The organism is Mesorhizobium montanum, assembly GCF_033977145.1.
Taxonomy (GTDB): Bacteria; Pseudomonadota; Alphaproteobacteria; order Rhizobiales; family Rhizobiaceae; genus Mesorhizobium; species Mesorhizobium montanum.
Window position 1 is genome coordinate 176,649 of sequence record NZ_JAVIJF010000008.1, and the last position, 26,481, is coordinate 203,129.

At 63.6% G+C, this 26,481-nt stretch carries 24 protein-coding genes; 13 read left to right on the plus strand and 11 right to left on the minus strand.

All coding sequences use genetic code 11. From position 1 onward, the window contains the following. Positions 1 to 101: 101 nt before the first annotated feature. Positions 102 to 1,898, minus strand: a complete 1,797-nt coding sequence (locus RFM68_RS13265; RefSeq protein ID WP_320233421.1) for a GtrA family protein — start codon at positions 1,896 to 1,898, stop codon at positions 102 to 104. A gap of 125 nt (positions 1,899 to 2,023) precedes the next feature. Between RFM68_RS13265 and RFM68_RS13270 the strand changes: the two genes are divergently transcribed. The 5 genes from RFM68_RS13270 to RFM68_RS13290 all read left to right on the plus strand — a co-directional run bounded on the left by RFM68_RS13270 (position 2,024) and on the right by RFM68_RS13290 (position 6,700). Continuing rightward, complete coding sequence (locus RFM68_RS13270; protein WP_320233422.1) at positions 2,024 to 3,013, plus strand: glycosyltransferase; 990 nt, start codon at positions 2,024 to 2,026, stop codon at positions 3,011 to 3,013. Beyond that, entirely contained in the window at positions 3,013 to 3,387 is a 375-nt protein-coding gene (locus RFM68_RS13275) for a GtrA family protein (protein ID WP_320233423.1), read from the plus strand. The genes RFM68_RS13270 and RFM68_RS13275 overlap by 1 nt, the downstream gene beginning before the upstream one ends. Positions 3,388 to 3,468: 81 nt before the next feature. After that, positions 3,469 to 4,410, plus strand: a complete 942-nt coding sequence (gshB, locus tag RFM68_RS13280) for a glutathione synthase (protein ID WP_320233424.1) — start codon at positions 3,469 to 3,471, stop codon at positions 4,408 to 4,410. A 154-nt stretch (positions 4,411 to 4,564) separates the two neighbouring features. After that, positions 4,565 to 6,094, plus strand: a complete 1,530-nt coding sequence (locus tag RFM68_RS13285; protein WP_320233425.1) for a YifB family Mg chelatase-like AAA ATPase — start codon at positions 4,565 to 4,567, stop codon at positions 6,092 to 6,094. A gap of 90 nt (positions 6,095 to 6,184) precedes the next feature. Then, positions 6,185 to 6,700, plus strand: coding sequence for a GNAT family N-acetyltransferase (locus RFM68_RS13290; protein ID WP_320233426.1), 516 nt, complete (start codon positions 6,185 to 6,187; stop codon positions 6,698 to 6,700). 6 nt (positions 6,701 to 6,706) lie between these two features. Here RFM68_RS13290 and RFM68_RS13295 read toward each other — a convergent pair whose 3' ends face one another. The 9 genes from RFM68_RS13295 to RFM68_RS13335 all read right to left on the minus strand — a co-directional run bounded on the left by RFM68_RS13295 (position 6,707) and on the right by RFM68_RS13335 (position 15,780). Then, positions 6,707 to 8,887, minus strand: a complete 2,181-nt coding sequence (locus RFM68_RS13295; RefSeq protein ID WP_320233427.1) for a malate synthase G — start codon at positions 8,885 to 8,887, stop codon at positions 6,707 to 6,709. 243 nt (positions 8,888 to 9,130) lie between these two features. Beyond that, positions 9,131 to 11,152, minus strand: coding sequence for a hydantoinase/oxoprolinase N-terminal domain-containing protein (locus tag RFM68_RS13300; protein WP_320233428.1), 2,022 nt, complete (start codon positions 11,150 to 11,152; stop codon positions 9,131 to 9,133). 352 nt (positions 11,153 to 11,504) lie between these two features. Further along, positions 11,505 to 11,807, minus strand: coding sequence for a cupredoxin domain-containing protein (locus RFM68_RS13305; protein ID WP_320233429.1), 303 nt, complete (start codon positions 11,805 to 11,807; stop codon positions 11,505 to 11,507). Between the two features lie 58 nt (positions 11,808 to 11,865). Then, positions 11,866 to 12,492 (minus strand): CDGSH iron-sulfur domain-containing protein, encoded by a 627-nt coding sequence (locus RFM68_RS13310; RefSeq protein ID WP_320233430.1) that lies wholly within the window; start codon positions 12,490 to 12,492, stop codon positions 11,866 to 11,868. 346 nt (positions 12,493 to 12,838) lie between these two features. Then, positions 12,839 to 13,210, minus strand: coding sequence for a hypothetical protein (locus RFM68_RS13315; protein WP_320233431.1), 372 nt, complete (start codon positions 13,208 to 13,210; stop codon positions 12,839 to 12,841). A 178-nt stretch (positions 13,211 to 13,388) separates the two neighbouring features. Then, on the minus strand, positions 13,389 to 13,736 hold the full coding sequence (locus RFM68_RS13320) for a hypothetical protein (RefSeq protein WP_320233432.1): 348 nt from the start codon (positions 13,734 to 13,736) through the stop codon (positions 13,389 to 13,391). Between the two features lie 240 nt (positions 13,737 to 13,976). Next, positions 13,977 to 14,486: a hypothetical protein gene (locus RFM68_RS13325; RefSeq protein ID WP_320233433.1), complete on the minus strand. Its 510-nt coding sequence runs from the start codon at positions 14,484 to 14,486 to the stop codon at positions 13,977 to 13,979. A 40-nt stretch (positions 14,487 to 14,526) separates the two neighbouring features. Beyond that, positions 14,527 to 15,183 (minus strand): hypothetical protein, encoded by a 657-nt coding sequence (locus RFM68_RS13330; protein WP_320233434.1) that lies wholly within the window; start codon positions 15,181 to 15,183, stop codon positions 14,527 to 14,529. Between the two features lie 84 nt (positions 15,184 to 15,267). Then, positions 15,268 to 15,780 (minus strand): hypothetical protein, encoded by a 513-nt coding sequence (locus tag RFM68_RS13335; RefSeq protein ID WP_320233435.1) that lies wholly within the window; start codon positions 15,778 to 15,780, stop codon positions 15,268 to 15,270. A 205-nt stretch (positions 15,781 to 15,985) separates the two neighbouring features. Between RFM68_RS13335 and RFM68_RS13340 the strand changes: the two genes are divergently transcribed. The 3 genes from RFM68_RS13340 to RFM68_RS13350 are packed head-to-tail and all read left to right on the plus strand — an operon-like array spanning position 15,986 to position 19,508. Continuing rightward, positions 15,986 to 17,848: a Z1 domain-containing protein gene (locus tag RFM68_RS13340; protein WP_320233436.1), complete on the plus strand. Its 1,863-nt coding sequence runs from the start codon at positions 15,986 to 15,988 to the stop codon at positions 17,846 to 17,848. Then, positions 17,845 to 18,321 carry a hypothetical protein gene (locus tag RFM68_RS13345; protein ID WP_320233437.1) on the plus strand — a complete coding sequence of 159 codons (477 nt, stop codon included), beginning with the start codon at positions 17,845 to 17,847 and terminating at the stop codon, positions 18,319 to 18,321. Before RFM68_RS13340 ends, RFM68_RS13345 begins: the two co-directional genes overlap by 4 nt. Continuing rightward, positions 18,318 to 19,508 (plus strand): TRM11 family methyltransferase, encoded by a 1,191-nt coding sequence (locus tag RFM68_RS13350; protein WP_320233438.1) that lies wholly within the window; start codon positions 18,318 to 18,320, stop codon positions 19,506 to 19,508. Before RFM68_RS13345 ends, RFM68_RS13350 begins: the two co-directional genes overlap by 4 nt. A 3-nt stretch (positions 19,509 to 19,511) precedes the next feature. Here RFM68_RS13350 and lepA read toward each other — a convergent pair whose 3' ends face one another. Next, entirely contained in the window at positions 19,512 to 21,317 is a 1,806-nt protein-coding gene (gene lepA / locus RFM68_RS13355) for a translation elongation factor 4 (RefSeq protein WP_320233439.1), read from the minus strand. A 140-nt stretch (positions 21,318 to 21,457) separates the two neighbouring features. Here lepA and RFM68_RS13360 point away from each other — a divergent pair, with 140 nt between their 5' ends. The 5 genes from RFM68_RS13360 to RFM68_RS13380 all read left to right on the plus strand — a co-directional run bounded on the left by RFM68_RS13360 (position 21,458) and on the right by RFM68_RS13380 (position 26,118). Then, entirely contained in the window at positions 21,458 to 21,826 is a 369-nt protein-coding gene (locus RFM68_RS13360; protein ID WP_320233440.1) for an endonuclease domain-containing protein, read from the plus strand. 181 nt (positions 21,827 to 22,007) lie between these two features. Next, the gene (locus RFM68_RS13365; protein ID WP_320233441.1) at positions 22,008 to 22,700 is read left to right on the plus strand and encodes a DUF1223 domain-containing protein; all 693 of its coding nucleotides are present in this window, start codon (positions 22,008 to 22,010) and stop codon (positions 22,698 to 22,700) included. Positions 22,701 to 22,798: 98 nt separating this feature from the next. After that, on the plus strand, positions 22,799 to 23,089 hold the full coding sequence (locus RFM68_RS13370; protein WP_320233442.1) for a hypothetical protein: 291 nt from the start codon (positions 22,799 to 22,801) through the stop codon (positions 23,087 to 23,089). Positions 23,090 to 23,381: 292 nt separating this feature from the next. Beyond that, entirely contained in the window at positions 23,382 to 24,125 is a 744-nt protein-coding gene (msrA, locus tag RFM68_RS13375; RefSeq protein WP_320233443.1) for a peptide-methionine (S)-S-oxide reductase MsrA, read from the plus strand. A gap of 289 nt (positions 24,126 to 24,414) precedes the next feature. After that, positions 24,415 to 26,118 carry a phospholipase D-like domain-containing protein gene (locus RFM68_RS13380; protein WP_320233444.1) on the plus strand — a complete coding sequence of 568 codons (1,704 nt, stop codon included), beginning with the start codon at positions 24,415 to 24,417 and terminating at the stop codon, positions 26,116 to 26,118. The last annotated feature ends 363 nt before the right edge of the window (positions 26,119 to 26,481 follow it).

Here is a 26,481-nt window from a genome sequence, read left to right on the forward strand (position 1 = left end):
GCGTAATTTCTAATGGAAATGTCGAAGACTTTCCCTTTGGTTTGGCTTCTGGTTAAGCAATTCCGAGCGGAGAACGGCTCGCGCTCTTCGCTCGGATACCTTTAGCCGACTTGCCTGACGCGGTAGAGCTCGATCGGGCCGCCTTTGGTTTCACCGACCGGCTCGAGCCAATCCGGCACGCTGCCATGCAGCAGGCCGGCAAGGAAGCCCTGCGGCGCTTTCCGGGTCAGGATTTGGGTCTCGATGTTGCCCGGACAGATGGCGACGAGACCGACGCTATGCGCCTCGACGATCCGCCGTGCATCATCGGCCGAGCCGAGAAAGGCATCCAGCGCCAGGAGATTGCCGGCGACGTTGCGGTGATAGGGGCCGGCGAAAGCGCGATGGCCGCTATAAGCGAGCACCGACGCTCCGAGATTGGAGATGGTCAGCACGGTGGTGCCGGTCATGCCGGCGAGCGGCGCAAAGGTGGCCTTTCTCTCGCAAGTCCTGTCCATGGTGCCGCCGTCGGCGACAGCCGTGCCTTTGTCGAACGCCATCGAGGCGGCCGCGGCAACGCCTGTCCAGACCGGGTTGATCGAGACCAGCCACACGGCCGCCAGGCGCAGCGCCGCGCCGAGCGAAGAGCTGGTTTCGGCGCGGGCGCGCCATTTCGCGATCCACGCCGAGAGCGGAATGACCGCAAAAGCGATCGAGAAGGTCGTGCCGCGCACCTGCCAGGCGCCGACCGCGAAAGCGACGAAGAGCAGCGCTGCGACGAGGCTGTCCTGCCGGCGCCAGCCGCCGCGGCGCAAGTGCTGCGCCATCAGGATGATCGCGACCAGCGGCGTCGCGTAACGCGCCGCCACGCGCGCCGGATCGCGCACAAGCAGCGTGAACAGCGACTGGGCCTCGTCGATGTGGTCGAGCCACAGGTCCTTGAGGCGCGGGTCGAGGGAGGCGTAGGGCGCGGCGAGGCATTGCGGGAACAGCGCCGCCACGACCACGACGAGAACGACGCCCAGCGCAGCCAGCGACGCCAGCCTGCGATGCCAGCTGCGGGCGGCGGGTTTGGTCGAGGCGAGCGCCGCCAGCCCGATGCCGGCAATGGCCGCGACGACGAACTGCGCGACCGAAAAGGCATCGCACTGCGCCACGCCCCATGCGGAAGGCGAGACCGTGACGACGAGGACAAGCGCCGCGACGCCGGCGAAGCCGAGGCCGAAATCCCGGGCGATCGTCCGCTCGCCGGCATCGGCGACGAACAGCAGCGACACGCAAACACCGATGGTGGCGACGTAAGGCACTGTTTCCATGCCGACGGCGAGCGTCAGCGCGGCGCTCAGACCGGAAAACAGCGCCGCCCAGCGCCGCGCGGGCGCCTCGAGCAGCAAAGCCAGGCTCGCCATGGTGAGCATCAGCTGGACGTTATGGTGATCGAGCGCGCCGGTCGCGTAGATGCCGATGAAATAATAGCCAGCGCCACCGATCAGTATGGCGGGCAGCACCGCGCCGCCGCCGCCGAAGCTGCGCGCGGCACGGGCGGTGAAGAACAGCGTGCCGAAGAAAAGCAGCGCCGGCCACAGCACCTGCGCCACATCCTCGGCCAGCGGCCTGCTGCCGGTCAGCGCCGAGGCGGCAAGGACAATCGCGGCGATCGGCGCGTCGACCAGTCTCGACCAGTGCATGACGAAGCCGCCTTCCAGCCCCATCCGGTACTGGTGCAGGTCGAACCAGCCCTGGCCGGCAAGCAGGTCGCGGACCTCGACGAGGCGCAGCAGGTTGTCGTTGTCGCCGCCGGCATCGGTCAGCGGGCCAAAACCGCTCCATGCATCGATAGCGAGCGCGAGCAAGGCGGCAAGCAGCGCCAGCACGAGATCGGACTTCCAGGTGGCGGCGCCGTTCTCAGCTGTGCCCATTGCCGTAACCTTTGAAGGGAGAGGATAGGTTTAAACCTAGCCTTAACGGCTTCAATAAATAGTAAAGCGGCTCGACGGGCCGGCTTGAGGACGGCCGGAGGCTGGTCGGGCGCCCGGAGACAGACATGCCGCACGCAGTCCGCCACGAGCCGGTTATCGCCGTGCTCCTGCCTTGCTACAACGAGGAGCTGACGATCGGCGAGGTCGTGCGGCGTTTCCGCGAGACCCTGCCTTCGGCCGCGATCTATGTCTATGACAACAATTCCAAGGACCTCACGGCGCTGAAAGCCCGCGCCGCCGGCGCCAGCGTCGTGCGCGAGCCGCGCCAGGGCAAGGGCAATGTGGTGCGGCGCATGTTCGCCGACATCGATGCCGACATCTATGTGATGGCCGACGGCGACGGCACCTATGCGCCCGAAGATGCACCACTGCTGATCAACGTCCTGCAGACCGAACGCTCCGACATGGTGGTCGGCACCAGGCGCGGCGTGACGGACGATGCCGGCCGCAACGGCCACGCCTTCGGCAACCGCGTCTTCAACCGGCTCTACAAGGGCCTGTTCGGGACCGATTTCACCGATATCTTTTCCGGTTACCGGGTCTTTTCGCGACGCTTCGTCAAGAGCTTCCCGGCGGTTTCCGGCGGCTTCGAGGTCGAGACCGAAATGTCGGTGCACGCCTCACAGCTCAAACTGCCGGTGAGCGAGATGGCGCTCGACTATGGCCGCCGCCCGGAGGGCTCGTCTTCGAAATTGTCGACCTTTCGCGACGGCGCCAGGATCCTGTGGATGTTCGCCATGCTGATGAAGGAGACGCAGCCGCTGCGCTTCTTCGGCACGTTCGCGCTGTTCTTCCTGGCGGCCAGCATCGGCCTGATGATCCCGGTGCTGATCGAGTTCGCCCAGACGGGGCTGGTGCCGCGCATGCCGACCTGGGTGCTGTCGATCGGCATGCTGCTCCTGTCCATGCTCGCCATGATGACCGGGCTCATCCTCGATTCGGTGTCACGCGGCCGGGCCGAGCAGAAGCGCATCTTCTACCTGTCGATTTCCTCCGGCCGCGCCGAGCAGGCCCAGCCGAAGAGCGAGCCGGGCAAGGCCTCGCGGGCCGCGTAGTGAGCCGCCTCGCCCGCTTCGCTCTCACCGGCGGCATCGGCTTCGTCGCCGATGCGGCAGCGCTGTGGCTGCTGCTTTCCACCACGCCGCTCGGCGCGCTCTCGGCGCGCGTGCTGTCGATCGGCTTCGCGCTCTGCGTCACCTGGCAGATCAACCGCCATCTGACTTTCGCGCCGTCGAGCCGGGGCATGGCGCGGGAAGGCGCGCGCTATGGCGGCGTCGGCATCGCTACCAGCATCGTCAATTATCTGGTCTATTGCGCGCTGCTCTTCGCGCTGCCGGCCCTGCCGCCGCTCGTTGCCCTTGCCGTCGCCTCGATCATCGCCATGACGCTGTCCTTCCTCGGCTATTCTCGCCTGGTCTTCGACCGCTAGCGTCTGCACCAAGCGAGCACGATTGGCAGACGCCGCCGATTTCCTTATATCGACGGCACGCAGGATCGCTGGAGACCGCCAATGCCGCTGAAGATCGCCGTCCAGATGGACCATGTCTCCACCGTGTCGATCGCCGGCGACACCTCCTTCGCGCTGTCGCTGGAGGCGCAGCGGCGCGGCCACAAGCTTTTCCACTACACGCCGGGCCAGCTGTCGATGCTGGGCGGCAAGGTGTTCGCGCGCGTCGAGGAAATGCAGGTCCGCGACGAGAAGGGCAACCACTATTCGCTGGGCGAGAAGGTGCGCACCGACCTCTCTGAGATGGACGTGGTGCTGCTGCGGCAAGACCCGCCCTTCGACATGAACTACATCACCACAACGCACATATTGGAGCGCGTCCATCCGAAGACGCTGGTGGTCAACGATCCGGCCTGGGTGCGCAACAGCCCGGAAAAGATCTTCGTCACCGAATTCCCGGACCTGATGCCGGAAACACTGATCACCAAGGATCCGCTGGAAGTTGCGGCCTTCCGCAGGGAATTCGGCGACATCATCGTCAAGCCGCTCTACGGCAATGGCGGCGCCGGCATCTTCCATCTGCTGGAGGCCGACCGCAACCTCGCCTCGCTGCTCGAAATGTTCGGCCAGCTGTTCCGCGAACCCTATATCGTGCAGCGTTACCTCAAGGACGTGCGCAAGGGCGACAAGCGCATCATCCTGATCGACGGCGAGCCGGTGGGCGCCATCAACCGCGTGCCGGCCGACCACGATTCCCGCTCCAACATGCATGTCGGCGGCCGCGCCGAAAAAACCGAGCTGACGGAGCGCGAGCGCGAGATCTGCGCCCGCATCGGACCGGCGCTGCGGGAACGCGGCTTCATCCTCGTCGGCATCGACGTGATCGGCGACTACATGACCGAGATCAACGTCACCTCGCCGACCGGCGTGCGCGAAGTGCGGCGTTTTGGTGGCTCCGATATCGCCAGCCTGTTCTGGGATTGCGTGGAGGGGAAGCGGGGGTAATTTTCTCCACGATGCCAGTCGGGGGCGTGCGCCCGCGCCAATGTTCCCGTAATGTTCTTGATCAGAACGCAAATCTGTGGTTGTCTGGCCTGACTTCGCTCGCGGCCTGATCGCAGGGCCGCCCGCGAGCCGGTATTCGGGGGCTTGAGACAAGATGGTGGCGCGGGTTCGCACGGTCGCTTTCCAGGGCATCGAGGCCGTGCCGGTCGATGTCCAGGTGATGGTCGGGCCGGGCAAGGTCGGCATGCAGATCGTCGGCCTGCCGGACAAGGCGGTGGCCGAAAGCCGCGAGCGCGTGCAGGCCGCGCTCCATGCGTCCGGCCTGTCGATGCCGTCGAAGAAGGTGACGGTGAACCTCGCGCCGGCCGATCTTCCCAAGGAAGGCAGCCATTACGACCTGCCGATCGCGCTCGGCCTGATGGCGGCGCTCGGCGCCATTCCGGGCGACATGCTCACCGGCTATGTGGTGCTCGGCGAGTTGTCGCTCGACGGCATGACCGCCGCGGTCGCCGGCGCGCTGCCGGCGGCGATCGGCGCCAATGCCGAGGGCAAGGGCCTGATCTGCCCCTTCGCCTGCGGACCGGAGGCGGCCTGGGCGGGAAAGGACTTCGACATATTGGCGCCGCGCAGCCTGATTGCGATCGCCAACCATTTTCGCGGCACGCAGGTGCTGTCGCGGCCCGAAGCCGGCATCCAGCTTGCCGCGCGCGACCTGCCGGATCTCGCCGACATCAAGGGCCAGGAAAGCGCCAAGCGGGCGCTGGAAGTGGCGGCCGCCGGCGGGCACAACCTGCTGATGGTGGGACCGCCGGGTTCGGGCAAGTCGATGCTGGCGCAGCGCCTTGCCTCGATCCTGCCGCCGCTGGCGCCGAAGGAGCTGCTCGAAGTCTCGATGATCGCTTCGGTGGCGGGCGAGCTTGGCGAAGGTAAGCTGACCGACCGGCGGCCGTTCCGCGCCCCGCATCATTCGGCCTCGATGGCGGCAATGGTGGGCGGCGGCTTGCGCGCGCGGCCGGGCGAGGTTTCGCTCGCCCATCACGGGGTGCTGTTCCTCGACGAGTTGCCGGAGTTCACGCCGCAGACGCTGGATGCGCTGCGCCAGCCGCTGGAGACGGGCGACTGCATGATCGCGCGCGCCAATCACCGCGTCACCTACCCGGCGCGCATCCAGCTTGTGGCGGCGATGAATCCGTGTCGCTGCGGCATGTCGGGAGAGCCCGGCTATCGCTGCCTGCGCGGCGACCGCTGCCGCACCGACTACCAGGCACGCATTTCCGGCCCGCTGCTCGACCGCATCGACCTCAGGATCGAGGTGCCGGCGGTCTCGGCGAGCGACCTGATCAGGCCGGACAAGGCCGAGACGAGCGCCGCGGTGGCGCAGCGCGTGGCGCGGGCGCGCGCCATGCAGCGCGAACGGCTGGAAAAGCTCGGCGCCGGCGCCACCACCAACGCGCATTGCCCGCCTTCGATCATCGAGGAGATCGCCAAGCCCGATGCGGCAGGCCTGACGCTGCTCAAGGACGCCAGCGAAAAGCTCGGCTTTTCCGCGCGGGCCTATCACCGCGTGCTGAAAGTCGCGCGCACCCTTGCAGACCTCGACGCCAGCGAGACGGTCGGCCGCATCCATCTCGCCGAAGCGATTTCCTATCGGATGAGCGCGGAGCGGATGGCGCAGGCGGCGTAGACGCCACCCTTCAAACGCCTCGACGATGTGCGTTTCGCGCCGAAGGGTCGCGCATGCTATGATGGTGCGGGGTCTAACCGGGGGCGTGGGATGATTTCAGTTTCACCGGCGCGCAGCGCCGAAGATTTCGTGACTATGGCCATGCTCTGCGGCAGGCTTGCGCAATGGGATGTCGAGGCGTCCGCACCTCATGGCGTCTCGGAGGAGGATATAAGGGCGCTCTTCCAGCCTGAAACCAGCGGCCTTCAACTGGCATCGCAATTCGGCGCGCCGGATGCCATGGCGTTCGTTGCGCGGTCGGGGAGCCTGCCGGCGGGCTGCCTCGCCTTCGATCAGTTCGGCGACGACGCGGTGGAGCTTCACAAATTCTTTGTCGATGCATCCTTCCGGGGGCAGGGCATAGGCCGCGCCCTAATGGGTGCCGCGCTGGCGGAAATCGAGAAGGGTCCAGCCCGCACGGTGCTAATCCACACGACTTTTTACATGAAAGGTGCCGTTGCCGTGTATGAGGCGTCCGGCTTCAGCCGCTGCGCGCCTTTCCGCGAAACCCCGGCCCATGTCAGGCATACGGACGTCTTCCTGGCACGCGCGATCAAAGGCGTGTGAGGACTTTCAGGCTGATCCCTGCCTATCGCGCGCCTTCAGCTCCAGCCGCCGCGCGTGGAGGACCGGCTCGGTGTAGCCGTTGGGCTGGCTCGTTCCCTTGAACACCAGGTCGCAGGCGGCCTGAAAGGCGATGGAACTGTCGAAGTCCGGCGCCATCGGCCGGTAGAGCGGATCGCCGACATTCTGGCGGTCGACGATCGCCGCCATGCGCTGCAGGGAATCCCTGACCTGGATTTCCGAGCAGACCTTGTGGCGCAGCCAGTTGGCGATGTGCTGCGAGGAGATGCGCAACGTCGCACGGTCCTCCATCAGGCCGACATCGTTGATGTCGGGCACTTTCGAGCAGCCGACGCCCTGGTCGATCCAGCGCACGACATAGCCCAGGATGCCCTGCGCATTGTTGTCGAGCTCGCGCTGGATCTCGTCCGGCGTCCAGTTCGGCCGCACGGCGGCCGGCACAGACAGGATGTCGTCGAGCCTGGCCTTCGGCCGGCTCTTCAGCGCCACTTGGACGGCATGCACGTCGACCTTGTGATAATGCGTGGCGTGCAGCGTCGCGGCCGTCGGCGACGGCACCCAGGCGGTGTTGGCGCCGGCCTTGGGGTGCGCGATCTTCTCAACCAGCATCGCCGCCATCAGATCCGGCATCGCCCACATCCCCTTGCCGATCTGGGCGTGGCCGGCCAGTCCGCATTCGAGCCCCGTATCGACATTCCAGGCCTCATAGGCGGAAATCCAGGCGGCCTGCTTCATGTCGCCCTTGCGGATCATCGGGCCGGCTTCCATCGAGGTGTGGATCTCGTCGCCGGTGCGGTCGAGGAAGCCGGTGTTGATAAACACGACGCGCTCCTTGGCAGCGCGGATCGCTTCCTTGAGGTTGACGGTGGTGCGCCGCTCCTCGTCCATGATGCCCATCTTGATGGTGTTTTTCGCCATGCCGAGCAGGGCTTCGACGCGGTCGAAGATCTCGACGGCGAAGGCAACCTCTTCCGGCCCATGCATCTTCGGCTTCACCACATACATCGAGCCGGCGCGGGAATTGGCGCGGCGGCCGCTGGCGCCGACATCATGCAGCGCGATCAGCGCGGTGATGGCCGCGTCCATGATGCCCTCCGGCACCTCGTGGCCCTCTCGGTCGGTGATCGCCGGATTGGTCATCAGGTGGCCGACATTCCTGACCAGCATCAGCGAGCGTCCGGGCAGCAGCAGCTGGCCGCCATTCGGCGCCGTGTAGCGGCGGTCCGGATTGAGCGTGCGGGTAAAAGTCTTGCCGCCCTTGGTGATCTCTTCGGCGAGATCGCCCTTCATCAGGCCGAGCCAGTTGCGGTAGACGACGACCTTGTCCTGCGCATCCACGGCGGCGACCGAATCCTCGCAGTCCTGGATGGTGGTCAAGGCCGATTCCAGGATGACATCGGCGATACCGGCCGGATCGGTCCTGCCGATCTGGTTGGCGCGGTCGATGACGATCTCGATATGCAGGCCGTTCCTGACCAGGAGCACCGCTTCGGGACTCTCGGCATCGCCGCGATAGCCGGCGAACTGCTTTGGATCGGCAAGCGTCGTGGCGCCGGCGCCCTCGCCCGCCTTCAAGGCGCCGTTCGCCACCGAGAGCCCGTTGACGCCGGCCCATTTGCCCGTGGTCAGCGGCACGGACTGGTCGAGGAAATCCCTGGCCCAGGCAATCACCTTGGCGCCGCGCGCGGGATTGAAACCCTTGCCCTTCCCGGCGCCGCCGGTCTCGGCAATGGCGTCGGTGCCGTAGAGCGCGTCATAGAGCGAACCCCAGCGCGCATTGGCGGCGTTGAGCGCATAGCGCGCGTTCATCACCGGCACGACGAGCTGCGGCCCGGCGACGATTGCGATCTCGGGATCGACATGGTCGGTCGAGACGCTGAAGCCCGGACCTTCCGGCACCAGGTAGCCGATCTCCTTCAGGAAGGTCTTGTAGGGCCCCATGTCGATCGGCGCGCCGTTTTGGCGATACCAGCCGTCGAGCTTTTCCTGCATGGCGTCGCGTTTGGCGAGCAGCGCGCGGTTCTTTGGCGCGAGGTCGTGGACGATCTCTGAAAAGCCGGTCCAGAATGTCTCCGGGTCGATGCCGGTGCCGACTGCTGCCTCCCCGGCCACGAAGTCATGGAGCTCCCGGGCAATCCGCAACCCGGCGATCTCGATGCGGTCGGTCATCAGGGCTTCTCCAGATATCAGGCTTTGCCGGGGCCTTTGGCATGTTTGGGGGGCAGGGGTCAATTCGGCTTAGGGTGAAGGATGCCTTCTCCCCGTTTACGGGGAGAAGGTGGCGGCAGCCGGATGAGGGGCGGCGCGGCGTTGCGCAAAGTAGCGGTCCCGCGCAATCTCATCGATCAGCGCTGCCCCTCATCCGCCCTTCGGGCACCTTCTCCCCGTGAACGGGGCGAAGGAAAGGGTGCCTCACACGGCAATCCGCGGCCGTCCGGACGCCACCGCAACCACATGCGCCTCGATGAACATGCGCTGTCCCTCGATGGTCGAGACCTTGAACTCGGTGGAAACGTCGATCTCGGCGCTGTCGGTGCCGGCATCTTTCGCGCGCTCGGCCGCGATCGCCCGCACATCGGCCTCGGCCGCTTCGATCGCCTTTTCCTCCTCGGTGAAGTCGCGCACCGTCTGGCCCGAGGCGAGGCGGAAGAGGCCTTCCTGCGGCTGGCTGACGCGGGCTTCGGCCGAGACGCGCACCTGGCCGACCACGGCGCCGAGCGCGTTGGCGACGTCGGTGTCCTCCGGCACGATGCAGCCATTGCCGATCAGCACGGCCAAGCCGGCATAGTGCAGCGGCGCCGACGCGCCGAGGCCGATGACCGGGCGGTCGAGCGCGACGGTGAAGCGGGCGATGCCGGGATGGGCATCGACGGCGCGCTGCACCAGCGCGTGCGCGACGGTCGCGGCGCCATCGAGCCCGTCCTCGGCAAAGGCGGTTTCGAGGATGTATTCGGCCGACCAGCGGGTCAGCGTGACGAGCACACGCTCGGCGAGCGCTTCTGGCGTCGCCGCGATCGGCTGGCCACGGCCGTCGCGGCGGCGGCAGAACAGCTCGGCGCCGAGGCGCGCGGTGGCGGCGTCCCAGTTCGACTGCTTGCCGAGCACATGGGCGGCATCGGACGGCGTGAAGCCGCAAATATGCACCAGGCCGCGCGCGACCAGCCGGTTCAGCGTGGCGTTCTGGGCATTCGACGACAGCAGCCTGTCGAGCGCCAGCGGGATGGCGCCGATCGCCTCGTAGAGTTTGGCTTCCGGGCCGGTGAGGCCGGCGGCTAGCCGGTCCGGCACGCCGGTGCGCACCGCGAAGCGGCCGTCCATGCGGCCGGGGTTCGGCGCGCGCAGCTGGCGTTCCAGCTCGGCGGTGACGGCTTCGCCATGCGCCATGCCGGCCAGCGCCAGCGGCACCAGGCGGCGCGGGCCGAGCAGGATCTTCGGGTCGAGCGCGCCGTCTTCCAGCGTGACCTCGGAGTCGCCGCCGAGGCCGAAGGTGCGCATGGCGACGGCCTCGACCATGGTGCGGAAGCCACCGACGGTGGCGCCTTCGGGATCGAGCCGCGGCCGTCCCCCTTCCAGCACGGCGACGTCCGTCGTGGTGCCGCCGATATCCGAGACCATGGCGTCGTCGAGACCGGTCATATGGCGGGCGCCGACGAGGCTGGCGGCCGGGCCTGAGAGGATGGTCTCGATCGGCCGCTGGCGGGCAAAGGCCGCCGACACCAAAGCGCCGTCGCCGCGCACCACCATCAGGGGCGCGGCAATGCCGCGATGGCCAAGGAAACCTTCGGTCGCCGCCACCAGCCGGTCGATCATCGAGATCAGCCGGGCGTTGAGCAGCGTGGTGAGCGCGCGGCGCGGCCCACCGAGCTTGGCCGAAAGCTCGTGGCTGGCGGTGACCGGCAGGCCCGTGATGTCGCGAATCAGGTCGCGGGCCGCGAGCTCATGCGCCGGATTGCGGGTGGCGAAATAGGCGCAGACGGCGAAGCCCGACACCGAACGCCCAAGCTCCGGCAGCGCCGCCTCGAGGCCGGAGAGATCGAGTTTGGCGGCATTGCCGTGAACGTCATGGCCGCCCGGACAAAACACCACAGGATCGGTGCCTAAAGCCGTCTTCAGCCCGTCGCGGGCAAGGTCGGCCTCGGAAAAACCGATCATGACCAGCGCCACGCGCCCGCCCTGGCCCTCGACCAGCGCGTTGGTGGCCAAAGTGGTCGACATCGAGACCAGCTTGATGGCGGCCGGATTGGTGGCGGATTGTTCCAGCACCGCATCCACCGCGCCGGAAATGCCGACGGCGAGATCATGGCGCGTGGTCAGCGACTTGGCCTTGGCCAGCACCTTGCCTTTCGGCCCGCCCTCCTCCGACCAGAGCACGGCGTCGGTGTAGGTGCCGCCGGTGTCGATGCCGAGGAAGAGAGGGTGAGGCTTGGCGGTCATGAGGGGATGGCAGTCCGGAGCGAGAGGTTTTGGTGCCTGCCCTTAGCCGATACGGCGTTGCGGATAAAGAAGGGAGGGATGGGCCAAGGAATGCGACGTCGGGGTGGTTGAGGGTCTGCGGACACGCTGGCGGGACAGCACCCCCCTCTGTCCTGCCGGACATCTCCCCCTCAAGGGGGGGGATTGGCAGCTTGAGTGCCGGCGCTTCTTTGCAACGTTGGCGAATTAGCGAAAGCCGAGGTGACATCTGATCTCCCCCCTTGAGGGGGAGATGCCCGGCAGGGCAGAGGGGTGCCTCGCGCCAGCCTCTCAGATCATCAAAGCAGGAGACCGGCTCCGCCGCAGGCTTCTCCTACTTCGCCGTGACGGTGCCCTTCATCGAGGGGTGGATGGCGCAGTGGAAGGGGTGCGCGCCGGCGGCCGTGATCTTGACCTTGGCGCTCTTGCCCGTGGCGAGTTGGCCGGTATCGAAGCTGCCGTCATCGGCCGTGGCGGTGTGCGTCTTGGAATCGGCGTTTGTGAACGTCACCGTGTCGCCAACGGAGGCACTGATCTTCGCCGGGTGGAATTTCATGTCCTTGATCTGGACCGCGTGGTTTGCGGCCAAGGCGGGCATGGCGAACGCAAGCAAGGCAAGGGTGAGCATGGTGCGCATGATGGATTTCCTCCTGAGCGCGAAACCTCATCTTTAACTAACGTCGGCGCGACGCTTTTCATGCCACGAAGCCGATCTTTTTATGGCTCCCATCGCAGAACGGCTTGTTGGCCGAATGCCCGCAGCGGCAGAGGAAGACTTTTGTGGTGCGGGCGATGGTGTGGCCGGTGCCGGTGACGATCTCGGCATTGCCTTCGACCTTCAGCGGGCCGTTGACGGTGGGCGTCACGGTCAGCCGGCCATCCCGCGCGTCCAGCACCTGCGCTTCCTTCAGCGGCGGCTCGCCGGTGGCGGAAAAACCGGCCTTGATGTGGCTGTTGTCGCAGAACGGCTTGTTCCGCGACAGGCCGCAGCGGCAGAGCGTGGCGCGCAAGAAGGTCTCCTCGCCCAGCACGATCTCGGCATGCACGGCGAGCGGGCCGTTTTCCCTGAGACGCACGGTGTTGACCACCGGCGGCTTCTCCTGCGGCCCGCCATCCTTTCTGGTGTAGGTGATGGCGCCCGACGGGCAGTTCTGCGCCAGCGCCACCACCTGCTCGACGCTGGTTGCGTCCGGGTGGATCCACTCGCCCGGCGCGTTGGGCACGAAGACATGCGGGTTGCCGAGCACGCAATTGCGCGAATGGATGCAGCGCTTGCCGTTGAAACCGACGTCGATCTTCTCGCCTTCGACCGTGCCTGCCATTTGGGTGGGGTCTCCTGTTGCTGGGTGGAGACAAGGCTAGGGCGCGGGCGGGAAGGGCGTCAAGCTGGCCGGAGGGACGGCTCTTCCTTCTCCCCTCATAGGGAAGGGCAATGGCAGATGATTCTTGCGAAGAAGGACCCCCACCCTAACCCTCCCCACAAGGGGGAGGGAACGCTGCCGCGCGCCTTTATTGACCATATCAGCGTTGGTAATTTGCCGAGATCAGCGTCCGCGAGGTCCCCTCCCCCTTGTGGGGAGGGGTTAGGGGTGGGGGTATTCGTAGGGCGAAAGCCTCGGCCTTCCATATGCGATTGCCCTGCCCACAGGGGGAGAAGGGAAGTGGCTCTCACTCCGCAAGGTCGATGTCCTCGGTCTGGCCGCCGCTGCAGGTGTAGCAGCAGTCTTCGCATTTTTCCTTGTTGTTGGGTCCGACGCCCCAATAGGTGCTCTCGTCGCCGTCGACCCAGGCGCCGTAGCAGATCGATTCTCCCTCGTTGCACGAGATCGGCAATTCCTTGGTCTCGCCGTCGTCGAGGTAGAAATCCTTGCCATTGCCCGGCCAGACATAGTCGCGGTCCTGGCTGTAGAGCTCGACGCGCATGGCGTTGGGATGGCTGTTCTTGATCTCGAACGTGACGTCGCCGGCATGGGCGGCGGGCGCGATGAGGACGGCAAGCGAAAACGCGGCGGCGAGGCGGCGCGCGAAAAGGATGGACATGAAAACCCCCGAGGTCGAATCGGCCCCCACGGCCGAGAGTTGGATGATGGCATGAAGGGGGAAGTCGCAGAAGGGGTGGCGAAGGGCGGGCTGACTGAATTTTGGGGGAATTGGTGAGGCCGTGGCGATTGGCTGATCTCCCCCCTGGAGGGGGAGATTGGCAGCTTCGGCGCCTCGCTCACTCCGCCAGATCCACCGTCTCGGTCGAATGCTCGGTGCAGATGAAGCAGCAGCTGTCGCAGGGCTGGTCGTTGTCGGGGCCGACGCCGGCGGAGACCTTGTCGTTGCCGTCGACCCAGGCGCCCCAGCAGATGTGCTCGCCGGGCTCGCAGGAGATCGGCACGGATTTCCTGGCCTTCGGCCGGATGAGGTAGACCTTGTCGCCGCCCGGCCAGACTTTTGCGCTGTCGCGGCTGAACAGCTCCACCGCGACGCCGTCCGAGCGCTGGTTGCGGACGAAGACGGACATGTCGGCGGCGAAGGCCGGCGAGGTAAAGAGGATGGCGGCGAGCAGAGCGCGAATCATGGTGAGGTCCCCGGAGGGAGTAGAGCACGGGCGCGGAAGCGGCGCGACCTCTCCTTCTCCCCTTGTGGGAGAAGGTGGATCGGCGCGTAGCGCCGAGACGGATGAGGGGTGTTCCAGCTTGGCGGCGGCGGTCGGCACCAGCACAGCTCGCGGCAAATCGCGAACCCCTCATTCCGCTGGAACACCCCTCATCCGGCCGCTTCGCGGCCACCTTCTCCCACAAGGGGAGAAGGAGGAGCCCTACCTTCTCACCACCACATGCGGCGCGAATGTCTTCACCGCGTCCACCATGTCCTGGCCATGCACGTCGAGCGAGGAGATCTCCATGTGCACGGTGGTTTTGCCGAAGGGCATCAGGCCGAAGGCGTTGGCGGACGAGTATCTGATCGCGTCGGGCGGCTCCTCGGTGAGCTCGAAATTGAGCATCGCCGCGCCCTTGCCGCCGGCGGCGAGGCGCACGCTTCTCACCTTGTTCCACGGCACCAGCACGTCGCCGGCGCGAGTATCGCGGAAACCTCTGCCATCGAGCGTCACCTTGACCGACGTGTCGAAGGCGCCACGCGCGATCGATGCGCCGAGGCCCAGGCAGGCGAGGCCGAGCAGCGCGATCCACAGCACATGCCCGCCATCCGCGCCCGAAGCCATCCCCTGCAGCGCGCCGAAACCGAAAATGCCGCCGATGATGAACGGCCCGAGCGCCGGGAGTATCTTTCCCGAGGCGCTGTTGCGGATTTCGAGCGGCGCGGCCATCGGACGAGATTGAGCCCGGAAATGGTTCGAGTCGAGAGGCCTATGCGTGGCCGCCCGGCGCGCCTTCGAGCGGCCTTTCGACTGCAGGCCGTTCCCGACAGAAATAGAGCAGCGTCAGCATGATCGCGATCAGCACGACGGCGTAGTAGAGCGACGCCCGCGCATAGACCTCGGCTTTTTCCACCGGGAAGGATCGGCCCTGGCTGGCGGCGCGCGCCACCATCGAGGCGACCAGCGCATCACGGGAAAAGGTGACGTTGATCGCGGTCAAGGGGAGTACCGAGACGAACAGCAGGGCGTTGTAAAACTTGGCCCTCAGCTCGAAGCGCAAGAGCATCACCCCACACCAGCTGTAGAAGGCGCTGTAGATCGCCACCGCCGCAATCTTCAGCGGCGTGTCCTCGACCATGAACAGGAACGGCGTGCGGTCGCCAGGTTCGGTGAGGTGCAGCAGATACCAGATGCCCGATGCGAAACCGAGCATGCCAAGCAACAGGTTGGCCCACTGGCGCCGGCCGGGCTGCTCGGTCTGCGCATAAGCGAGCAGCCATTCGCCGATCGAGGCGTTTGCCCCTCGCATGGCGCCCAGCAGCACCAGCGAAAGGGTCTGGCGCGCCACCCAGGATGTCGGCTGGCCGAGTACGGTCTCGGCAATTCCCGGGAACAGCCGGTCGACGAGCACGACGGCTGCATTCACCCAAACGAAATCGATGCAAAGACTGACAAACAACAATTTGCGCAAGCTGCCCCCCAAGCCGCGAACGATGACGTCTGTCTATCCTTACCGCTCCGGCTTCATCAACGTCCAGATCCAGCCGATGAAGGTGAGGACCAGGAACGGATAGCCGGCAGCGGGCAGCGGCGCGGAGGTGGGCACAAGCTGCGCGCCCCACAGGATCATCGCCGCCGAGACGGTGAACAGCAGCGCCGAGACGAAAGCGGTGAGCCGCATCCAGAGCGCGAAGGTGGCTGGTGCGCTGACCATCACCAGCCCCGCCGCCCAGAGCGCGATGCCGCCGACATAGGAAGGCACGCTCGCCTGCAGGCCCGCCGCATTGCCGGCCAGCAGCAGGCTTTCGCCGGCAAGGAAGGTGAGGAAGCCGGCCGCGACGAGATCATTGCCCAGCCGCTGGTATTTCAGGGTGAGCAGCGCGGTGGCGACGACGATCGCCACGCCGTCGATGGTCCAGACCGTCTCGCGCAGAGCGTCGCTCGAGACGAAAGTGCCCGCCAAGCCAAACGCCCCGCCGATGGCGAGGCCGATCGCGGCGACGGTGTCCAGAGTAGAGCGCATGTGGTGTCTCCCAAGCCGGCAAGAGGATACGCCAAGGTGGAGACAACTCAAGGCAGCGAGTTTGTTGAGGTTGACGAGCTGATCTCGTCTGGGGAGTTGCCTGCGATCGCCGGCCGGCGGATTGCCCCTGCCATCAGCTCAACATGGGGTTGCAATCCAAAATAACGGATATAAGTTGACTCAACAAAGTGCTTCGGGGGGAGCAATGGAAAAGTCCTTTAACCTTGGCCGCTTTAAGGCAATAGACCCTGCTGCTGACCAGTACGAGCGACAGCTTCGACGGCTGATCGACGACGGCGCGGACGTTACATGTATCGAGAAAGCAGTGCAGGGAGCCTTAAAGAACCTCTCTGGCGATGGTCGTCGTGCGTTTGTGATCTACGGCGAGCCCCAAAGCGGCAAAACGGAGATGATGATATGCCTCACAGCAAAATTGTTGGATGAAGGCAGACGTTTTATTGTGCATTTGCTAAATGATAGCGTAGATTTATTAGGTCAGAACCTAGGTCGATTTCAAGACTCGGGCTTGGCGCCGTCAGCGCAGAACTACACCGAGATTCTTGACCCGTCGATCGACGTAAAATCTCGACGGTATGTCATTTTTGCAAAGAAGAACGCGGGTGATCTAGAGAAGCTTCTCGAGAAAATCAACTCGCTCAAAGACATCGTTGTGATTGACGACGAAGCTGATTTCGCGTCGCCGAATTCGAAGGTAAACAGCGCAGCGAGAACTCGGATAAATCAGTTGATACATGATATCCTCGGACCAACAGGGGATTACATTGGCGTGACAGCTACTCCAGCTCGGCTGGATCTGAACAACACCTTTGACAATGATAGCCGCCTCTGGGTGAATTTTCCTCCACACCCCATGTACACAGGTCAGGACATTTTCTTCCCGTTGGAGTGGCCCAGCAAGAATTTGGCGCTGCCATTCCAGCTTGAGTTGCTTTCCGATCGCGGTGACGACCCGAAATACGCCAGACGAGCCCTCTTCGGATTTTTGGTGAACGTTTCTTACCTCAATCAGTACGTAAACCAGACAGAGGCGAATTACTCACTTCTGGTTCATACAAGCGGGAAGAGGATTGACCATAAGAGTGATTGGTCGATCATGCAGGATACGTTGGCGTCCTTAACCAACAGCCAGAGCAAGAAGTTCGACGGCTATGTAAGGGACATCTGGATCCTCGCGAACGAACGCTACCCAGACGCCGATCCGGACCGGCTTACCTCATATGTTGTCAAAAATATAAGTAGAAATGCGGTGATCATATTAAATAGTGATCGCGATCTTACGCGAAAGGGGCGGTCCGCTACGCGTCCGGCATCGTTATTCACGATTGTTATCGGTGGTAACATTGTCTCTCGCGGTGTCACGTTTGAAAATCTATTATCTATGTTCTTTACGCGAGACGTGAAACATAAGATTCAGCAAGATACCTACATCCAGCGCGCTAGGATGTTTGGAGCAAGGGGAAAGTATCTCAGGTTCTTCGAGCTAACCATACCACGTGCGCTATATGCAGATTGGCACAGATGTTTTGTGTTCCACAAGCTGGCGCTTGAGGCAATCCGGGAAGGGAAAGGTTCTCCTGTCTGGTTGGGAGATGGCCGAATATCAGCTGTTTCGCCATCCAGCATCGACCGATCAACGGTTGATATGAACAAGGGAGAGATGGGTTTCGGGCTCTTCGAGTTCGACCCCGGGGTTGACCAAAGAATACAATCTTTGAATTCGGTCAGCGCTAAACTAGAAGCGCTCCAGAAGGAATTGGGGGAGTCGGCATTCCCCGAATATCTGAAGCGTTACATACTTCGGACAGCTAGCCCTAGCGTAGAGCGAACCGTCGCCGTGCATCCGACGTCGAGCATTGAGGGATACAAGGATGCTGAGGGGCTCGACAAGGTGGCGATCGAGCGTCGGCGCGGACTTATTGGCCAATCTCAGACCGCCCAATTTCCCAATGCGCTTCACCATCTCAAGGTTTTCACCAACAGCGCCGGTAAGGGGCGGCTCTTCTATAAGTTTTCCGGCTCGATCCAATTTATCAAGAACACAAAATGATAACCGAGGTGGATCGCTACCACGGAGTCGCTTTGCGGCTCATAATAGCAGGCTCTGAAAAGCCAATCGTGATTGGGAAGTGCGATACGTATGGCCGTCTCAATAGCTATTCCTTGGATAAGCGAATCGCGATATACTTGAAACATTCCACTAAACGTCTCGCGCCTTGGGCTTTTAGCTTCACTGTCGATCACCTGAAGGAGCTCGTTGAGTTGAGAGCTCGCTACGCTTCAGTTTGGATCATTTTGATCTGTGGCTTAGACGGCGTAGTTGGCATCAGCCTGGCTGAATTCGCTAGCATCACAGCGTCACGACCAGGTGGCGTCGCCTCGTTGCGAGTTGATCGCGCCCCAAGGACCATGTATCGCGTTTTCGGAAATGAATCGCCGCTTCAGTTTGCCAAACCCAATGGCGTAAGCGCGTTGCTATCCGAATTGTCTGCAACGTTCGATTATGAGAATGCGGCGCCGTGAATAAAACAATCCATCCGTTCCCCGCCAGAATGGCTCCGGACCTAGCCCTAGCGAGTCTTCAGACGTTAGAGCTGAACAGTGTCGTATTGGACCCGATGGTCGGGTCGGGGACCGTCCTTCGGCAAGCTACTGATCTTGGGTTGCAGGCGATAGGATTCGATGTTGACCCACTGTCGGTTCTGATAGCAGGCGTTTGGACAACCCCGGTCGACCTTGCGGAGCTGGACAGCCTTTTCGAGCGAACTCTGCACGAGGCGAAGGCACTTGTGAATGAAGAGATTTCGTTACCCTGGATTGACAACGACCCAGAGACCCTGCGGTTCACGGAATACTGGTTTGGCACCAAGCAGCGAAATGCCCTTAGGGCAATCGCTTATATTTTTCACGCGTTTAACGTAGAGCAGGGAAGCGAGGACAAGCGCGCCGAACTGAACGTTCTTCGTGTAAATCTAAGCAGAATAATAATAACAAAGGAAATGTGTGCGTCTCTCGCCAGAGATACGTCTCATAGTCGACCACATAAGGTATCAACGAGTTCCGAATACGACGTTTTTTTCGGATTTGAGCGATCGTACCGTATACTCAGGAAACGTTTGCTGGATTTTCCACCTAAGGGAAATGCATCTGTACACATGGGAGACGCTCGTAGCCTTACGAGCGTCAGCAATTCGTCTGTCGATGCCGTGCTAACTTCTCCTCCATATTTGAACGCTATTGACTATCTGCGGGGTCATCGCCTCGCTCTAGTCTGGCTTGGACTAACATGCTCGGAGATTCGAACCATTCGAGCGGAGAGTATTGGGACGGAGCGTGGCCTTCAGATACCCATGGAAGATGACGCGTTCATGGAAATCAAAAAGGCAGCTGGAGACGTGGGGGCGCTTCCGCGGAGCTATGACCGTATGATTGACCGCTATGTTGTCGATTTAATCGGTATGACGGCCGAGACCGCGAGGGTTCTTCGACCAGGTTCGGTGGCGACTTTCGTAGTCGGCAATTCATGCCTTAAAGGTGTGTTTATAAGCAACGCGAATAGCGTTGCGACCGCAGCGACTTATTCAGGCCTAAGGGAGGTAAGGCGCTTCGATCGCGAGCTTCCCACTCGAAGCCGCTATCTTCCGCTATCTAATGGCGCGCTTTCCAAACGTATGAGAACTGAAACTATCCTGAGTTTCATCAAGGAATAACCCTCAATCTCCCATCTTCAGCGCCTGGATAAACGCCTCCTGCGGGATATCCACCTTGCCGAACTGGCGCATCCGCTTCTTGCCCTCTTTCTGCTTGTCGAGCAGCTTGCGCTTGCGGGTCACGTCGCCGCCGTAGCATTTGGCGGTGACGTCCTTGCGCAGCGCCGAGATGGTCTCGCGGGCGATGACCTTGCCGCCGATCGCGGCCTGGATCGGGATCTTGAACAGATGGTGCGGGATCAGCTCCTTCAGCTTCTCGCACATGGCGCGGCCGCGCTTTTCGGCCGCCGTGCGGTGCACCAGCATGGATAAAGCGTCGACCGGCTCCTCGTTGACCAGGATCGACATCTTGACCAGGTCGCCCTCGCGATAGTCGGTCAGGTGATAATCGAAGGAGGCGTAGCCCTTGGAGATCGACTTCAGCCGGTCGTAGAAATCGAACACGACCTCGTTGAGCGGCAGGTCGTAGGTGAGCATGGCGCGTTTTCCCACATAGGAGAGATCGGCCTGGATGCCGCGCCTGTCCTGGCAAAGCTTCAGGATGCCGCCGAGATAGTCGTCGGGGGTGAGGATGGTGGCGCGGATCCACGGCTCCTCGATTGCCGAGATCTTCACCACGTCGGGCATGTCGGCCGGATTGTGCAGTTCCTTGACCGTGCCGTCATTCAGGAGCAGCCGGTAGACGACGGAAGGCGCGGTGGCGATCAGGTCGAGGTTGAATTCGCGCTCCAGCCGCTCCTGGATGATCTCGAGATGCAACAGGCCGAGGAAGCCGCAGCGATAGCCGAAGCCAAGCGCTGCCGAGGTTTCCATTTCATAGGAGAAGGACGCGTCGTTGAGGCGCAGCTTGCCGACGGCGGCGCGCAAATCCTCGAAATCGGCGGCGTCGACCGGGAACAGGCCGCAGAACACCACCGGCTGCGCCGGCTTGAAGCCGGGCAGGGCCTTGGCGGTCTGGCGGCGGTCCTCGGTGATGGTGTCGCCGACGCGGGTGTCGGCCACTTCCTTGATCGAGCCGGTGAAGAAGCCGAACTCGCCGGGGCCGAGCTCGTCGACATTGACGCGGGCAGGCGTGAACACGCCGGTGCGCTCGACGAGGTATTTCGCGCCGGTGCCCATCATGCGGATGGTCTGGCCCTTCTTGAGCACGCCGTCGATGATGCGCACCAGGACGATGACGCCGAGATAGGCGTCGTACCAGCTATCGACCAGCATCGCCTTCAGGGGCGCGGCGATGTCGCCCTCGCGCGGCGGCGGCAGCTGGTGGACGATCGCCTCCAGCACGTCCGGCACGCCAAGGCCGGTCTTGGCCGAGATCATCACCGCGTTGGAGGCGTCGATGCCGATCACCTCCTCGACCTGCTCGCGGATGCGCTCGGGCTCGGCGGCCGGCAGGTCGACCTTGTTCAGCACCACGACGATCTCGTGGTTGTTGTCGATGGCCTGGTAGACATTGGCCAAAGTCTGCGCCTCGACCCCTTGCGAGGCGTCGACCACCAGCAGCGAGCCCTCGCAGGCGGCGAGCGAACGCGACACTTCATAAGCGAAGTCGACATGGCCGGGGGTGTCGATGAGGTTGAGGATATAGTCCTCGCCATTGTTGGCGCGGTATTTCAGCCGCACCGTCTGCGCCTTGATGGTGATGCCGCGCTCGCGCTCGATATCCATGCTATCGAGAACTTGTTCCTTCATGTCGCGCGCCTCCAGCCCGCCGGTGAGCTGGATCAGCCGGTCGGCAAGCGTGGATTTGCCATGGTCGATATGGGCGACGATGGAGAAATTGCGGATGTGGTCGAGGGGCGTCGTCATGCGGCGCGCTTTAGCAGGGGCGGGGTTGAGGGGCAAGCGGGGCGCCTCTTTCCCCTTGTGGGAGAAGGTGGATCGGCGCGATAGCGCCGAGACGGATGAGGGGTGCTGGACGGATCGCGGCGGCTGGCTAATCTCACGCCATGCCGCATCAGCCGATCACCCAAGCCAAACGCAGGTTCGCCCGTACACTCCGCCGCGAGATGACCGAGGCGGAGAATAAGCTGTGGCAGGAACTGCGCGACCGTAGACTCGATCGGATCAAGTTTCGACGCCAGGCTCTCGGAAAATACATCGCCGACTTCGTTTGTGCCGAAGCACGTCTGATCATCGAGATCGACGGCAACCAGCATGCAGATTCGGAGTCCGACGAGGTTCGCGCCGCAGAGCTGAAGGCGAGAGGCTTTCGCGTGCTGCGCTTCTGGAACGACGATGTCCTGAAGGATATGGATGGGGTCTGCGATACGATCATTGCATACGTAAAGGATACTGGCCTGCAGCCCTGGCGATGAACAGGAACCGATGTCGCCGCCAAGCTGGAATACCCCTCATCCGTCTCGGCGCTGCGCGCCGATCCACCTTCTCCCACAAAGGGAGAAGGGAAAGTGCCCTCAATCACAAACCGGTGAAGCTGTAACGAACCCCTCAACGGCGGCGAAATGGGAGCATGACCCCTTACGGAGACTGCTTCCCATGACCGGATTGAAGACAAGGATCGGCCTGCTTGCCGGGGCGATGCTCGCCGCCACGATGGGCGCGGCTGCCGCGCAGCCGCTCACCGTGGTCGAGCTGTTCACCAGCCAGGGCTGCTCATCCTGCCCGCCGGCCAATGCCAATCTGATCAAGGTCAAGGACCAGCCGGGCGTGCTGGCGCTGTCGTTCAACGTCACCTACTGGGATTATCTCGGCTGGAAGGACACTTTCGGGCGCAAGGAGTTCACCGACCGCCAGGTGACCTACGAGCCGCAGCTTGGCCATGACGGGCCGTTCACCCCGCAGGTGGTGGTGAATGGCCGCCACGACGCCGTGGGCGCGGCGCCCGGCGAGATCCAGAGCCTGATCGCCAAAGGTGGCCGCACGCAGGGTCCGGACCTTTCGCTCGGCAACGGCAAGGTGAGCATCGGCGCCGGCAAGGCGCCGGGCGGCGGCGCCGACATCTGGCTTGTGCGCTACACACGAGGCGTCGTCGAGGTGCCGGTGGCGCGCGGCGAAAACACCGGACGCACGCTGCCGCATGCCAATGTCGTGCATGCGCTGCAAAAGCTCGGCAGATGGAACGGGCAAGCGACGACGCTGCCGCTGCCGGCGGCCAGCGGCGGCTTGAGCACCGCGGTGCTGGTGCAGGCGCCAGGCGGCGGGCCGATCCTGGCCGCGGCCGCCAACTGATCATCCTCTTTTCGCGGCGCCGCAGGACGCGGCAACGCATCAACGGGCTCGCAGTCGCGCGCCGCAACCCCCGAGAAGTCAACCAAAGGAGACTACCCATGACCAAGTACCTCACGCTGCCGGCGCTTGCCTTCGCGCTTTCCGCTGCCGTCTTCGTTGCCGGCGCCCGCGCCGACGACGCGACCAATGCCATGAAGCCGGCCAATGCTATGGCGACCGACGCCATGAAGCCGGCGACGGACGCGATGAAGCCGGCGGATGCGATGAAGCCCGATGCGATGAGCACCCAGGCGATGAAGCCGGTAACCGATGCGATGAAACCTGCCGACGCGATGAAACCCGCGACGGATGCGATGAAGCCCGCGGATGCGATGGCTCCTGCTCAGTGAGGCGCTGAGCTGACCTCTGCCTCGCTCGGCTGGGGATCGGACAATCGCATATGTCAGCGCTGGCCCCCGCTCCGTCTCGGCGCTGCGCGCCGAGCCACCTCTCCCCCACTTTGTGGGGGAGAGGAAATGCTAATCGCCAAGGGGCGCGGCCTTCGCAAGCCCGGGTTCCTCGCCCCGCCAACGGTGGGGGAGAGGGGGAGCGCCGTCGGCGGCTTTGAGCCGCCGCACGGCAAAGTGAGAAACTTGCGACGGCTTCCGTCGTATAATCCTACAACGCAAAGGGAGATTGAACATGAACGGCACAGACAAAAAGGCCGCGCGGAGATCGCCATTCCTTACCCGCGGCGTGGTTACGGCGCTTGGTCTTGCGGCAGTCGCCGCGGCCGTCTTCTGGCAGAGCCCGGCTCGCTCGGCCGAGGACGCGGTGGTGATCCCGCCGCCGGCGGTGGACGAGAAGGCTGCCAGCGGCACTGAAAAGGCGATCTTCGCCGGCGGCTGCTTCTGGGGCGTGCAGGGCGTGTTCCAGCATGTCAAGGGCGTCAGCAAGGCCGTTTCCGGCTATACCGGCGGCAGCGCCGAGAACGCCGTCTACGAGGTGGTGGGCAGCGGCCGCACGGGACATGCCGAATCCGTCGAGATCACCTACGACCCATCGAAGGTCACCTACGGCCAGCTGCTGCAGGTGTATTTCTCGGTCGCGCACAACCCGACGCAGCTCAACTACCAGGGTCCGGATTCCGGCACGCAGTACCGCTCGACGATCTTCGCCGAGAATGGCGAGCAGAAGAAGGTGGCCGAGAGCTATATCGCCCAGCTCGACAAGGCCAAGGTATTCGGCAAGCCGATCGTCACCACGCTGGAAACCGGCAAGACCTTCTACCCGGCCGAGGATTATCATCAGGACTTCCTGACGCTGAACCCGACCTATCCCTATATCGTCTACAACGACCTGCCCAAGATCGAGAATCTGAAGTCGCTGTTCCCGCAGCTTTACAGCGAGAAGCCGGTGCTGGTGCTGGCCTCCAGCAAGAGCTGACCGCAGGCGGTCATACCGGCCTTAGGGCTGGAGAGCATGTTTGGGCGGACGGGCCGACAGGCCCTCCGCCCTTTGTTTTGCTGGCAAATAAAGCGGGACGTGAAGCAGTTCATAGAATTATACTTGGCGCTGCAAAACATTGACATACGATCTTCTGCCGCCGCATAATCATCGCCGTCATCCTTTCGAGATTGTTTCGACTGATCCGGAACCCTGTTTCCGGCGCGGAGAACTGTTGGCTGCATTCCGGAGCCGGATCCGCCGGCGCCGCATCGAGGAGGAACGGCAGATGGCCGTCAGTATAAAGGTTAGCGTCTACACCAACGGCGACGACGCCTTCGTCGCCTGGGCGCCGAGCGAATTCATTGCGGGCTGCCGGGGCTTCCTTCTGGAGCGCGGCCGCAAGGTCGGTGCGACCGAGAAGATCGAGCCGGTGGAGAACCGCGTCGGCTTCACCAAGGACAAGCCGAAATCGGGCGACCACCGGCCGTCGGACGTCTGGCCGTTCCAGCGCTTCAACTGGACGGATCATGCCGCTGATGTCGGCAACATCGTGCGTTACCGGGTGACCGCGATGATGAGCGCCGGCCCCGCCAAGCCGCTGACCAAAGGGGCGACAAGCGACTGGACCGACTGGAGGACGCTCGCCACCGACGCCGGCGGCGGCTTCTCCTGCTTCTTCAATCGCGGGCTGGTGCTGTCGCAATTCGTCGCCCGCTACATGGCCAAGAACAAGCTTTCGCCGGCGGCGTTCAAGAAAAGCCTGCAGACCAATGGCGACACCAAGTTCCGCGCCTTCCTCGAAGGCGACCTCGGCCTGCGCATGGTCGGGCTGACGCAGGTTGCCGGCGACGAATTGCATGCCGCGCTCTACGAGCTTGGCGACGCGACGCTGGAGACGGCGCTGATCGGGCTTGGGCCGCGGCTGCATCTCATCCTCGCCAACGGCTCCGACAAAAGCGGTGACGGCAACAAGGACGCGCGCAAGAACCTCAACGACCACGGCATCGCGACCATCGACCGGATGCTGAAATCGAAGGGTCTCGGCCATAACAAGTTCGTCGTCGTGTCGGAGGGCGGCAAGCCGAAAATGGTGTGGACGGGCAGCACCAACTGGAGCACGACGGGCCTGTGCACGCAGGTCAATAACGGCCTTCTGATCGAGGACGCGGCGGTCGCGGAGCATTTCCGCAAGCATTGGGACCTGTTGAAGGATGCTTCGCCACCGAAGACCGACCCCGCCGATTTCACGCCGGCCCTGATGGCGGACAACAACGCGCCCAAGACCTTCACGGTCGGGAGCGCCAAGGCAACCGTGTGGTTCACCCGCACCTCCGACGGAGCCGACATGGAGGCGCTGCGGGACGTCATCAGCTCGGCCAGGCAGGCGGTGCTGTTCTTGATGTTCACGCCGGGCAAGCAGGGGTTGCATACGCTGGCCGGCCAGCGCGCCAAGGAGAAGGACATGTATGTGCGCGGCGTGGTCAGCACGCTAGGCGCCGACGAGGGCGGCACCGAGCAGAATTTCCTCGACATCGACCTGGTGAGCAGCGACCGGACGTTCACGCCGGACCGCTACGCGGTGGCGCAGCCGCAAGGACTCGACGCGCCGCTCGGGCCATGGATCGCCGAGGTCAACCGGCGCACCTTCCTGTCGCAGATCGGCCACGCCATCGTGCACTCGAAGATCCTGGTGACCGACCCGCATTCAAACGACTGCGTGGTGGTCACCGGCAGCCACAATTTCTCGGCGCCGGCGAGCAAGCAAAATGACGAGAACCTGGTGATCATCCGCGGCCACAGGAAGCTTGCCGCCGCCTATGCCACCTACGCGATGTCGGTCTACAGCCACTACCGCTACCGCTCCTACATCCGCGAGATGCAGGCGCAGGGCAAGACGCCGTGGAGCTATCTCGAAGACGACGACCAGTGGCTGAAGACGGAACTCAGGACCAAGGCACAGGAGATCGCCTTCTGGACCGGGCAGGGCTAGTTGTTCGACACGGATATTTTGAAAGGTGCAGGTTTCCAGGCGGGCAAGACTTGACCGTTCACCTCCGTGAAATCAGCGCAAACGCCGGAGATTGGCAGAAGCTCCCCAGCCTCGTCATCCCTGGGCGGAGCAGCCGCGAAGCGGCGTCGCGGAGACCCTGGGATCCATTCCGTGAACCTGATCGAAGAGTGCAGCGGAACGGAATTCTGCACCGCAGCAGCGCTCATGCGTCACGGAATGGACCCTTGGTCTACGCGGTACGCTTCGCTGCCCAAGGATGACGATCGCGATAGGCGTTCCGGCCAATCTCCGAGACATGCACTGTTCAGAATTGTCAGGAGCGGTGTCGATTTACCGTTGCTC

Bases quoted from the DNA above. Each gene is read 5' to 3' on its own strand.
- RFM68_RS13265 (WP_320233421.1), bottom strand. From the start codon at position 1,898: ATGGGCACAGCTGAGAACGGCGCCGCCACCTGGAAGTCCGATCTCGTG.
- RFM68_RS13270 (WP_320233422.1), top strand. From the start codon at position 2,024: ATGCCGCACGCAGTCCGCCACGAGCCGGTTATCGCCGTGCTCCTGCCT.
- gshB (WP_320233424.1), top strand. From the start codon at position 3,469: ATGCCGCTGAAGATCGCCGTCCAGATGGACCATGTCTCCACCGTGTCG.
- RFM68_RS13285 (WP_320233425.1), top strand. From the start codon at position 4,565: ATGGTGGCGCGGGTTCGCACGGTCGCTTTCCAGGGCATCGAGGCCGTG.
- RFM68_RS13290 (WP_320233426.1), top strand. From the start codon at position 6,185: ATGATTTCAGTTTCACCGGCGCGCAGCGCCGAAGATTTCGTGACTATG.
- RFM68_RS13295 (WP_320233427.1), bottom strand. From the start codon at position 8,887: ATGACCGACCGCATCGAGATCGCCGGGTTGCGGATTGCCCGGGAGCTC.
- RFM68_RS13300 (WP_320233428.1), bottom strand. From the start codon at position 11,152: ATGACCGCCAAGCCTCACCCTCTCTTCCTCGGCATCGACACCGGCGGC.
- RFM68_RS13305 (WP_320233429.1), bottom strand. From the start codon at position 11,807: ATGCGCACCATGCTCACCCTTGCCTTGCTTGCGTTCGCCATGCCCGCC.
- RFM68_RS13310 (WP_320233430.1), bottom strand. From the start codon at position 12,492: ATGGCAGGCACGGTCGAAGGCGAGAAGATCGACGTCGGTTTCAACGGC.
- RFM68_RS13315 (WP_320233431.1), bottom strand. From the start codon at position 13,210: ATGTCCATCCTTTTCGCGCGCCGCCTCGCCGCCGCGTTTTCGCTTGCC.
- RFM68_RS13320 (WP_320233432.1), bottom strand. From the start codon at position 13,736: ATGATTCGCGCTCTGCTCGCCGCCATCCTCTTTACCTCGCCGGCCTTC.
- RFM68_RS13325 (WP_320233433.1), bottom strand. From the start codon at position 14,486: ATGGCCGCGCCGCTCGAAATCCGCAACAGCGCCTCGGGAAAGATACTC.
- RFM68_RS13335 (WP_320233435.1), bottom strand. From the start codon at position 15,780: ATGCGCTCTACTCTGGACACCGTCGCCGCGATCGGCCTCGCCATCGGC.
- RFM68_RS13340 (WP_320233436.1), top strand. From the start codon at position 15,986: ATGGAAAAGTCCTTTAACCTTGGCCGCTTTAAGGCAATAGACCCTGCT.
- RFM68_RS13345 (WP_320233437.1), top strand. From the start codon at position 17,845: ATGATAACCGAGGTGGATCGCTACCACGGAGTCGCTTTGCGGCTCATA.
- lepA (WP_320233439.1), bottom strand. From the start codon at position 21,317: ATGACGACGCCCCTCGACCACATCCGCAATTTCTCCATCGTCGCCCAT.
- RFM68_RS13360 (WP_320233440.1), top strand. From the start codon at position 21,458: ATGCCGCATCAGCCGATCACCCAAGCCAAACGCAGGTTCGCCCGTACA.
- RFM68_RS13365 (WP_320233441.1), top strand. From the start codon at position 22,008: ATGACCGGATTGAAGACAAGGATCGGCCTGCTTGCCGGGGCGATGCTC.
- RFM68_RS13370 (WP_320233442.1), top strand. From the start codon at position 22,799: ATGACCAAGTACCTCACGCTGCCGGCGCTTGCCTTCGCGCTTTCCGCT.
- msrA (WP_320233443.1), top strand. From the start codon at position 23,382: ATGAACGGCACAGACAAAAAGGCCGCGCGGAGATCGCCATTCCTTACC.
- RFM68_RS13380 (WP_320233444.1), top strand. From the start codon at position 24,415: ATGGCCGTCAGTATAAAGGTTAGCGTCTACACCAACGGCGACGACGCC.